The organism is Pseudomonas brassicae (genome assembly GCF_010671725.1).
In the GTDB taxonomy this organism is placed as follows: domain Bacteria; phylum Pseudomonadota; class Gammaproteobacteria; order Pseudomonadales; family Pseudomonadaceae; genus Aquipseudomonas; species Aquipseudomonas brassicae.
Genome location: NZ_JAAHBU010000476.1, coordinates 1 through 1850 on the forward strand (window position 1 = coordinate 1; position 1850 = coordinate 1850).

The 1850-nt window shown below is 53.4% G+C and carries 2 protein-coding genes; both read left to right on the forward strand.

Going from position 1 to position 1850, the window contains the following annotated elements:
* On the forward strand, positions 1-274 hold a 274-nt coding region (locus G3436_RS28055), incomplete at its 5' end, for a hypothetical protein (protein ID WP_243667310.1).
* 459 nt (positions 275-733) lie between these two features.
* The gene (locus G3436_RS28060) at positions 734-1129 is read left to right on the forward strand and encodes a restriction endonuclease (protein WP_243667311.1); all 396 of its coding nucleotides are present in this window, start codon (positions 734-736) and stop codon (positions 1127-1129) included.
* Positions 1130-1850: the final 721 nt, after the last annotated feature.

The following is a 1850-nucleotide window of genomic DNA, read 5'->3' on the forward strand; positions in this document are numbered from 1 at the left end:
TAAGTGGTTGCTGGGGTTCCTGATGGCGTCAGGTTGGCGATTGCGGTGTTGTGCAGCGCTTTTCATTCACAAAGGCCATCACCATTGTTACATTCTCGCCTCGATTTCGTGGAACAATGAGTATCAGCATGCCAACGATGTGGATGAGTCCGAGGTGACGGCGGTCGTCTCTATGACGATTTCAGAGATCGCAATCGCAGGCCATTGGATGGGCTCAACTAGCGCTGGAGGCCAAGCCCGGCGTTTCTCGGAAGGCTTTGATCCAGGCGTATAAAGATCTTCAACCAGGGATAAAGGACGCGAGTGCCGTATCGGGTGCTTCGCAGGTATTCCGTTTCGTTAACGAAATCAACATAGGCGATACGGTCGTTACATACTCGCCTGCGAACCGGACCTACCTGGTGGGTCGCTTCACTGGGACGTGCCAACTGCGCACTGATCTGGCAGATGATGGTATGTCTTTGACTAGACCTGTTGAGTGGTACGCACAGGAGGTTGATCGCGACAAGCTCACCAGTGCCAGCAGAAACAGCCTGGGGTCTACGCTGACCGTATTCAATGTTGCGGAGGATGCCCAGAAGGAGTTGCTGGCTCTTGCTACGGGTAGAAACGTCTCCGCTGTGCCTGAAGACGCCATCGAAGATGCAGAAGCTCTGGAAGATCCGTTGAAGGGTGTTCAGGAGATCGCTTTCGAGCGCATCAAGGACAGATCAACAGTCTGGACTGGGCGGAGATGCAGGAACTGGTGGCAGGAATCCTGCGCGCGATGGGTTACAAGACGCTCGTATCACCGGCTGGCGCCGATCGGGGCAAAGATATCATTGCCTCTCCCGACGGATTCGGGTTTGAGCCACCGCGCATTGTGGTAGAGGTCAAGCATCGGAGTGCCCGCATGGGAAGCAACGAAATTCGTAGCTTTCTGGGTGGTAGGCATAAGGATGATCGAGGGCTGTACGTCAGTACTGGCGGATTCACTAAAGAGGCGCTGTATGAAGGAGAGCGGGCCAATGTGCATCTGACGATGTGGACGTTGGATGAACTGGCACGTACGTTGATGGCGCATTACCCAGCGACTGATCCGGAGACCAAGCGGTTGGTGCCGTTGAGCTACTTTTATGTGCCTGCCTAAAAAATCTTCCTGAGGGCTTGGGAATAAATATGCGCTATGGGGCCAAGTAGCGCATGCCCCCTCGATTTTGCTGGTTCAGACACGAAAAGACGTCCTTGGACGTCTTTAGATGTGCCGGGGTAATCTGAAACAAGTCGGTATCTATCTGTTTTTGTTGCTTAATAATGGATCGGTTAACTCGCTTGGAATACCAGTTGGAACGCTGCGTTATCTGGCTTCCGATGGACGGTAATTTTTGAGTCCAGCCCCTTTCAGGACTTCGAAGGTTGAAGCTTCCAAGCGAATGGGCGTCATGACGTTACCCGAGACTCATGGCTAGCTGCTGTGGATCGTTGTCCCCTACGGGTGTCTCCACCCGCAGGTACAAAGTTCACACAGGTTATGTACTTGTCGAAACGCTGCGAAGGCCCCCGCATCCGTTGATTTTGCGAAGAGTCAATCATCGTGAGCCTGTATCGGAGTACCGTTGCGCACGATGAGTGTCCCAAGCGTGTGACTCAGTACTAGCCGTATCGACCGGACATGTTTAGTCGCACCAAGCTTGCACATATCTCAGTCCAGCATGCCCCTCATGCTCTGCTGTAACGAAGACTTGAGCGCCGCATCACTGGCTACGAGGCGTAAAGCTCTAGGTCCTGGCGGCGGCGTATTAGCATGACTTCCTCGAAAATCTTCTCAAACGCCAGTGCACGGTGGTCTTCGTCCTGGCTATTTTGGTACT

Coding starts and splice junctions, on each gene's coding strand:
- G3436_RS28060 (WP_243667311.1), top strand. CDS start 734: ATGCAGGAACTGGTGGCAGGAATCCTGCGCGCGATGGGTTACAAGACG.